We start from the raw sequence: 6,533 nt of genomic DNA on the forward strand, positions 1-6,533 counted from the left end.
CCTTCCCGTAGAGATTAGAGGCCTTGCGGCCCGGTTTTTGCTCCATAAAGAGCGAGAAACTGCTGCGTCGCCCGGGCGGCATCGCCGCCGATCGCCGCTTCAGTCAATTCCAGCCTGTCGCCGAGCAGGAGACGGATCTGCACGTCGCGGGCGACCAGCCCGAAAAAGGTCCGGAACGCCATTTCGGCGTCCGTAAAGTCGAGCAGCCCGGCCTGCTTGCCGGCAAGCAGCACCGGCTTCAGCCGTCTGGCCAGCGCGAAACGGCCATTCTCCAGCACGATGGCGCCGAGATCGTCCTTTCCGGATCCGGCATGGCCGACCGCGACGCGGTTCAGCGCGATCGAGGTATCGCTCGAAATCACCTTCAGCCAGTCCGAGGCGAAGCCTTCCAGGCTTGCCGTCAGCGAGGCAAGATCCAGCCGCTCACCGTCGACCGGCACCACGCGCACTTTCGATGCCTGCCACTGCACGGTCGCCGTCAGCAGTCCGTCGCGGTCGCCGAACCATTTGTAGAGCGTTTCCTTCGAGCAGCTGGCGCGGCGCGCCACCGCCGTCATGGTCAGATTGTCGCCCTCCTCGACCAGCAGCCGCAAAGCCGCGTCCAGGACGGCCTTTTGCCGCTCTGTCAGCACTTCGCTGGTATCGATGTCGGCGCTTGCCTGCAACAATTTCCGCCCATTCGATGAGGTCGCCGGGTCGCCTCAAACGGCGTACCGTACGTTACGGTTCGGCATATTGCGCAATCCTATGCTCGACGCAAGGGGTCAGGTAGAAAAATCGTCGACGTGAGAGCCGCCGAGCAAACCACGAGATTCTGACGGATCAATCATCGGCGGGCGGATGGCGCAGCTCTCCAAGCAGGCTCGCCAGTATCTTCAGCTCCTCCGCGGAGAGTTTTGCGCCGACCAATTCCGCAATCGACCGTCCATAGACAGCCCACATCCGTCGCCTGGTCTCACGGCCCTTGGCCGAGATGCGGATGGTTTGGCCGCGGCCGTCGTCGGCAACCCTGAGTTTCTCGACCAGTCCTTCGGCCTCGAGCCGCGCCAGAAGCCGCGAGATATTATACTGCGCAAACAGAGTGCGCTCGGTCAGCTGAAATGGCCGCAGCCCGCCCTCACCCGCCTCGGCGAGTTCATGCAGCACGTCATACCAGTCGAGCGGCGGCAAGCCGCTGGTCTTCAAAGCCTCTTCCGCCTTTTCGATGAGCTGGCGCGAAACCCGCATCAGGCGGGCCCAGGCCTTGACGGCTTCGGGCGAAGGCGTGGTTGTTTTGGCCATGACCCATTCTAGGCGATAGATGCAGTTGCATCAAGCTTGACGGTCAATGCACTTGCATCTATATGCATGCAACTGCATCGATCCGGGAAAGATCCATGAAACACGAAATTTGCAAAGTCGCCGACGTCCCACAGACGGGCAGCCTGATCGCGCCATTCTTCGGCCGCGAGGTCCATATTTGGCGCAGCGGTGAGCGCATCCGCGCCGCCGCCAATGTCTGCCTGCATTTCGGCGGGCCGCTCGACTGCAAGGACGGCAAGCTGGTCTGCCAATGGCACGGCGCCGCCTTCGACATGACATCAGGCGACCGGATCGAAGGTCCGGCGCCAAAAGCGTCGCGACTGATGTTCCTGTCGACGCGCGTCGAGGACGGCGCGTTGAACTATGTCTGGGGAGAGTGACATGCCTGAGAAGAATGAAATGCCTGAGAAGAATGAAATGACTGGCAAGCTCATTCTCGTCAGCCATCATCTATGCCCCTATGTGCAGCGCGCGGCGATCTCGCTGGCCGAGAAAGGCGTGCCGTTTGAGCGTGTCACCATCGACCTCGCCAACAAGCCGGACTGGTTCAAGGCGATTTCGCCGCTGGGCAAGGTGCCGCTGCTGATCGTCCAGGCAAATGGCGAGGAGACGGTGATCTTCGAATCCGCCGTCATTCTCGAATTCCTCGAGGAGACGCAAGCCAATCCTCTGCATCCGGCCGACGCCTACGCCCGTGCCCGGCATCGCGCCTGGATCGAGTTCGGCTCGGCGACATTGAACGCCATCGGCCGGTTCTACTCGGCTTCGACGGAGGCCGCCTTCCTGGCAGAGTCCACGGCACTTTCGGCCATGTTCGATCGTCTGGAGGACGAACTGGCCGACCAGGCCGGACCGTGGTTCAACGGCGGGCGCTTTTGCCTCGTCGACGCCGTCTACGGCCCGGTCTTCCGCTATCTCGACGCCTTCGACCGGATCGGCAATTTCGGCATTCTGGACGGCAAGCCATTGGTCCAGACCTGGCGCAAGGCGTTGAGCGAACGCGCCTCGATCAAGGGCGCCGTGGCGCCGGACTATCCGCAGCGGCTGCGTCTATTCCTGCGTGCGAGAAATTCGTTTCTCTCGACCCTGATCCCGCCGGATGATCTGGCCAGTGCACCTCCTCTAGCCCGATCCGCCTGAACGGATCGATCAGCGTGCCGGCCACCATCGAGGCAAGCACGCTTGGCACTGGCGGGATTTTGGCGATGGTCGCCACCAGCCTGTCGCGGAAGAAGGGCAGCATCGTGCCGTCCGACTGGTAGAACGGCGTCAGCGCCAGCGACAGCAGCTGGAAGATTCGGACATGCCATCGCCGCGCCCGGGCGTAGCTTTCCAGCGCTGCCTCGACGTTGCCCGTCTGTGCCAAGGCATGGCTGAGCGCTGCCGCGTCGAGCAGCGCCATGTTGGCGCCTTGCCCGAGCTGCGGGCTGGTCGAATGCGCGGCATCGCCGATCACGGCCAGCCTGCGGCCGGCCGGCAGCTTCATCGTGTGGTGGCCGTAGCGCGCCAGCGACAGCTGGTCGAAGCTGTCGATCTGGCTGGTGAACGCCTCGCATTGCGGCCACAGCGAGACCAGTCTCGCCTTCCAGGCGTCGAGCCCTGCCGCGCGCACGTTTTCGGCATCCGCCGGCTTCAGGCTCCAGAAGAACGCCGCCATCTTTTCCGCGCCCGGTTCCAGTCGGCCGATCGGCAGGACGCCGATCATCACGCTGGCCTTGTCGTAGAGCTGCAGCAGCGCATTTTCGTCGAAGCCTTGGCGCCAGCCGAGCGAGGCCCAGAACGCGCCGTAAGTGAGCTGCCGCGGCTCGGCCGGATCGTTGAGGCACCGGCGCAGCTTCGAACGCGAGCCGCTGGCGTCGACGACGAGGTCGAACGGCCCTGCCCTGCGGCCCTCCACCGTTCGGCTCTTGTCGAAGATCAGGCTTGCCCGCTCACCGACGTCCAGCGCCTCGATCTCGACACCGGTTTCCATGGCGATGCCTTGGCGGTGCGCGGCGCGGAACAACACGTTGAACAACGCCGCCCGGTGCACCGCCAGCCCGAAACGGCCGCCAGGCTGCGCATCGTAGCGCACGGCGAGCACGGTGCGGCCGGTCGAGGCATCGGCGCCATGCAGACGCTCGATGCGGCTCCCCAGCGCCAGAATGTCGTCCAGCAGGCCGAGATCTGCGAGCACGCTCAGCCCGGTCGGCTGCAGGATCAGTCCGGAACCGACGGGCTTGGGTTCCTCGAAACGTTCGAAGATGGTGACGTTGTGGCCCGCGCGCTTGAGATATAGCGCGGTGGCGAGCCCCGCCGGGCCGGCGCCCGCAATCGCGATGTCGAGAGATTTTTCCATTGCCCGCCCAACCACTGACCGGACAATCCTTCAGCGCCATTGTCAAATCAAGCCGTTGCTGCATGGACCAAAATATCAGCCACCGGCGTCGAAGGCAGCGCGCGCCTTGCGCACCGCACCATGGTTGAGTTCGGCCCACAGGATCAATTGATGCAAGGCGCCGAACATCGAACGGCCGAGATCGGTCAGGCTGTATTCGACGCTTGGCGGCTTGGTCGGGAACACTTCGCGATGAACAAAACCGTCGCGCTGCAGATCGTGGAGCGTCTGGGTGAGCATGCGCTGCGAGATGTCGGGCACCAGGCGCCGCAACTCGCCGAAACGATAGGGCTGCTCTGCGAGCGCCGCCATCAGCAGCGAACTCCATTTGCCGTTCACGCCCTGCATCACGTCGCGAACCGGGCAATCGGCAATGTTTGCGCCATCGCTGGTGGCTTTGAATATATTGAGCTTGGTTCTCAGATTGACGACCTTGCCGTCCATGGCTGCTGGTTCCCTGGCGGTGCCTACCTCCCTAAAAACTGCCTTCTTTACGGTGACCGGTCAATTCTTATTTTAGTGCTGGTCTCTTTTTGAGACTGTCAGAAGCACCCGCCACCCGGCGCAATTTCAGGATCCCCCATGACCGCAACCCTTCTCGTCACCGGCGCTTCCGGCCAGCTTGGCCGCGGCGTCATCAACCACCTGCTGGACACATTAAAGATCTCCGCAAACCGCATCATCGCCACCACCCGTACACCCGCCAACCTTGCCGATCTGGCGGCGCGCGGCGTCGTCGTCAGAGCCGCTGACTTCAACGACCCGCAATCGCTTGCCGAGGCCTTCGCGGGAGCCGACCGGGCACTCGTCATCTCGACCAACGAACTTGAGGTACAGGGGAAGCGGCGCGAGCAGCAGCTTGCGGCGGTGACGGCGGCCAAACAGGCTGGCGTCGGCCACCTGCTGTACACCTCGATGCCCAACCCCGAGCCTGGTTCGCCGGTTGTTTTCGCGCCCGACCACTACGACACCGAACAGGCGATCAAGGCGAGCGGCATCCCCTACACGATCTTCCGCAATGGCTGGTATAACGAGAACCTGTTCATGGCGTTGCCGCAGGTTCTGGCATCGGGTCAGTGGTACACCTCCGCCGGCGACGGCGCCATTTCCTACGGCACGCGTGACGATTTCGCGGCGGCCATCGCCGCGGGGCTCGCCTCGGACAGCAGCGAAAGCGCGACCTACACGCTGACCGGCCCCAGTGCGTATACGGCTGCCGAAGTGGCGGCGTTGGTCACCGAGGTCACCAGCAAGCCGATCCAGGTCATCCAGCTTTCCGACGAAGCCCTGACCGCGGGAATGAAGTCGGCCGGCCTGCCTGAACCCTTCGCCAAGGTGCTGGTGTCGTTCGACGCCGCCGCCCGCGCAGGTGACCTCGGCATGGTGACCGACGCGGTCGAAAAACTCTCCGGCCGAAAGTCGGTGCCGCTGAAGCAGTTTCTGGAGACGAACAAGGCTGCACTGGCCGGCTGAAAGCTGCCATTGCGGGACGCCGAGCCCTTAAGGTCCGGCCTCCCGCACAATTACTTACGTCGCTTGACCAGTCCCAGCCGGATCAGGCTTTCGCCCGTGGCAATCAAAGCATCTTCGCGCGAGCGTGGCGCCCAGCCGAGCACGCGCACCGCCTTGGCGTTGGTGGCGTTCTTGATCTTGCCCAGTTCCGTTGCGAGTTGTGCCGCTTCCGGATTGAACAGCCCGATGATGCGCACCAGCCAATCGGGAAACTCCCGCGTCGAGACGCGCGACGCCGCCGGCCCGAGCCGCGTCTTCAGGGTCTGCGCGATCTCGCGCACCGTCATGAAATCGCCGGCGACAGCCAGGAACCGTTCGCCCTTGGCGGCGGGGTGGGTCATGGCGCGAACATGCAGATCCGCCACGTCGCGCGCATCGACGACGCCGAAGGACAGGCGCGGCAGCCCAGGCACGGCGCCGTTCAGCATGCGCTGGACAAATTCGGTCGAGGTCGAATGGTCCGCGCCGAGCACCGGTCCAAAGATGCCAACGGGATTGACGACCGCAAGCTCCAGCGCGCCGCTCTGCTCGGCGATGAAATCCCAGGCCGCACGCTCGGCGAGCGTCTTGGACTTCACATAGGCGCTGACCTTGCCTGCCGGATCGGTCCAGTTTTCCTCGTTGAAAGGCTGCCCATCCGCGCGCATCTTGCCATAGCCGACGGCCGCGAAGGATGAGGTGAGCACGACGCGCCTGACCCCGGCATCCCGCGCCGCCCGCAGCACGCGCAACGCGCCCTCGCGCGCCGGAAGGATCAGGTCATCCTCATGCGTGGGCACGCCGGGCGGAAAAGGCGATGCGACATGCAGCACGTAATCGCAGCCGGCCACCGCCGCCGGCCAGCCTGCGTCGGCCATCAGATCGGCATGGGCGAATGAAAGGGCGTCACCGGGCTCCGTGCCACCTGCCTTGAGCATGGCGAGCACATCGGCTTCGCGCCTGGCCGATCGCACGGAGGTGCGGACGCGGTAGCCGGCCTTCAACAGTTCGAGGATGCAGTGAGCGCCGAGGAAGCCGGACCCGCCGGTGACCAGCACCAATTCGCCGCTCATATTAGCCTCCTCGACGATTTATCCGTTCGAGACCCCTCAGATCGCCACCTGCGTGCCGATCTCGACCACACGTCCGGTCGGGATCTGGAAATACTCCGTCGCATCGGCCGCCGAGCGGGCGAGCCCGATGAACAGCTTGTCCTGCCACACCGGCATGCCGGAATTGGGCGATGCTTTGAGCGAGCGCCGCGACAAGAAGAACGACGTCGTCATGATGTCGAACTTCCAGCCCTGCTTGCGGCAGATCGCCAGCGCGCGCGGAATGTTGGGCTGCTCCATATAGCCGAAGG

Annotated in this window: 8 protein-coding genes and 1 pseudogene; 3 read left to right on the forward strand and 6 right to left on the reverse strand. The window is 64.1% G+C overall.

Annotated elements, in window-relative coordinates:
- Positions 1–14 precede the first annotated feature (14 nt).
- Both NKH35_RS27055 and NKH35_RS27060 read right to left on the reverse strand, forming a co-directional pair.
- Complete coding sequence (locus NKH35_RS27055; protein WP_444849000.1) at positions 15–665, reverse strand: TetR/AcrR family transcriptional regulator; 651 nt, start codon at positions 663–665, stop codon at positions 15–17.
- A 157-nt stretch (positions 666–822) separates the two neighbouring features.
- Positions 823–1,281, reverse strand: coding sequence for a MarR family winged helix-turn-helix transcriptional regulator (locus tag NKH35_RS27060; protein ID WP_023698360.1), 459 nt, complete (start codon positions 1,279–1,281; stop codon positions 823–825).
- Between the two features lie 95 nt (positions 1,282–1,376).
- Here NKH35_RS27060 and NKH35_RS27065 point away from each other — a divergent pair, with 95 nt between their 5' ends.
- Together NKH35_RS27065 and NKH35_RS27070 are read left to right on the forward strand one after the other, a co-directional pair.
- On the forward strand, positions 1,377–1,682 hold the full coding sequence (locus tag NKH35_RS27065; RefSeq protein ID WP_023690332.1) for a Rieske (2Fe-2S) protein: 306 nt from the start codon (positions 1,377–1,379) through the stop codon (positions 1,680–1,682).
- Position 1,683: 1 nt separating this feature from the next.
- Positions 1,684–2,442, forward strand: a complete 759-nt coding sequence (locus tag NKH35_RS27070) for a glutathione S-transferase family protein (protein WP_352916981.1) — start codon at positions 1,684–1,686, stop codon at positions 2,440–2,442.
- Here the strand turns inward: NKH35_RS27070 and NKH35_RS27075 are convergent.
- Both NKH35_RS27075 and NKH35_RS27080 read right to left on the reverse strand, forming a co-directional pair.
- A pseudogene (locus tag NKH35_RS27075) lies at positions 2,405–3,640 on the reverse strand (FAD-dependent oxidoreductase); the annotation flags it as partial. The gene NKH35_RS27070 and the pseudogene NKH35_RS27075 overlap by 38 nt on opposite strands.
- Positions 3,641–3,715: 75 nt before the next feature.
- Positions 3,716–4,123 (reverse strand): winged helix-turn-helix transcriptional regulator, encoded by a 408-nt coding sequence (locus NKH35_RS27080; protein WP_023690335.1) that lies wholly within the window; start codon positions 4,121–4,123, stop codon positions 3,716–3,718.
- Positions 4,124–4,261: 138 nt separating this feature from the next.
- Between NKH35_RS27080 and NKH35_RS27085 the strand changes: the two genes are divergently transcribed.
- Positions 4,262–5,152 (forward strand): SDR family oxidoreductase, encoded by an 891-nt coding sequence (locus NKH35_RS27085; RefSeq protein WP_352916982.1) that lies wholly within the window; start codon positions 4,262–4,264, stop codon positions 5,150–5,152.
- Positions 5,153–5,202: 50 nt separating this feature from the next.
- Here the strand turns inward: NKH35_RS27085 and NKH35_RS27090 are convergent, their stop codons facing one another.
- Both NKH35_RS27090 and NKH35_RS27095 read right to left on the reverse strand, forming a co-directional pair.
- On the reverse strand, positions 5,203–6,243 hold the full coding sequence (locus NKH35_RS27090; RefSeq protein WP_352853890.1) for an SDR family oxidoreductase: 1,041 nt from the start codon (positions 6,241–6,243) through the stop codon (positions 5,203–5,205).
- Positions 6,244–6,279: 36 nt separating this feature from the next.
- A partial coding sequence (locus tag NKH35_RS27095) for a KUP/HAK/KT family potassium transporter (protein WP_502900880.1) occupies positions 6,280–6,533 on the reverse strand: 254 nt, incomplete at its 5' end.

Origin of the sequence: Mesorhizobium sp. M1143, assembly GCF_040318435.1 — a bacterium.
Taxonomy (GTDB): domain Bacteria; phylum Pseudomonadota; class Alphaproteobacteria; order Rhizobiales; family Rhizobiaceae; genus Mesorhizobium.